This is a genomic window from Methanosalsum natronophilum (assembly GCF_024808815.1).
Lineage (GTDB): Archaea > Halobacteriota > Methanosarcinia > Methanosarcinales > Methanosarcinaceae > Methanosalsum > Methanosalsum natronophilum.
Window position 1 is genome coordinate 1 of record NZ_JANUCS010000043.1, and the last position, 1179, is coordinate 1179.

The window sequence follows — 1179 nt, forward strand, 5'->3', positions numbered from 1 at the left end:
GATAGCGTCACTAAATTGCTGTAAAATTATAATTAGTCCTGTACCTTATTAGAGTTCGATGAAAAACCTCAAAAGGAAGGTACAGGACATGAACATATATGATCTAATCACTGATTATCTTAACGATGAGAAAAATGCATTGATACCTCTTCTGACCTGGTTCCTTAACAGAGTTATGGAACAGGAGGCATTTGAACAATCAGGTGCTCAAAAGTATCAAAGAACAGAGTATAGAAAGGCTCTAAGGAATGGGTACAGGAATAGAACCCTCACATCCCGACATGGTGAACTAGAGTTAAGAAAACCACAGTTTAGAGAGTTCCCATTTGAAACTAAAGTATTTGATAAATATTCAAGAACAGAAAAAGCGATTGAGAATGCAATTGTAGAATCGTATATTCAGGGCGTTTCAACAAGAAAAGTTGAAAAGATAATTACACAATTGGGTGTAGAAAATATATCAAGGTCAAGAGTTTCAAGGATTGCTCAGGAATTAGATGAAAAGGTAAACGAATTCTTGAATAAACCAATTGAATCTGAAATGAAATATCTGTTTGTAGATGCAACTTATTTCAAGATAAGGGAGGGAGTAAGGTATCTCAATAAACCAATGTTTATTGTAGCAGGAGTCAATGAACAAGGATACAGAGAGATACTTGGTGCAAGAATTGCGGATAGTGAAGATGCAATGTTCTGGGAAGATTTCTTCTCAGAACTAAAAGAAAGGGGATTAAGAGGAGTAGAGTTGGTAGTGTCAGATGGACATAAAGGAATACAGAAAGCAATTCAAACTTCATTCATAGGTTCAAGTTGGCAAATGTGTCATGTACATTTCATCAGAACAGTATTGAAAAAGGTACCAAAAAAACAACATCAACAGGTAACTGAAAGGCTTAAAGAGATACTTGAAGATGCAAGCAAAATACCTGAACTGGTACATGAAATGGATGTGCCAGGAGCTAGGAAAGCAGCAGATACAATAGAGAGGTTCAAAGATAGTTTGAATAACTATCAAGCATTTCCGGAAGAGCATTGGAAGCGAATTAGAACAACAAATATAATGGAGAGAATAAATAAAGAGTTGAAAAGAAGAAGCAAAGTAGTAGGTGCATTCCCAAATCAGGAAGCATTGATGAGATTGGGTGTTTCGATACTAATAGATATGAACGAAGAATGGTT

Annotated in this window: 1 protein-coding gene; it reads left to right on the forward strand. The window is 35.6% G+C overall.

Annotated features, from left to right (window positions below; translation table 11 throughout):
- Positions 1-88 precede the first annotated feature (88 nt).
- The coding region (locus J2T59_RS10190) for an IS256 family transposase (protein WP_259135833.1) at positions 89-1179 on the forward strand (1091 nt) is incomplete at its 3' end.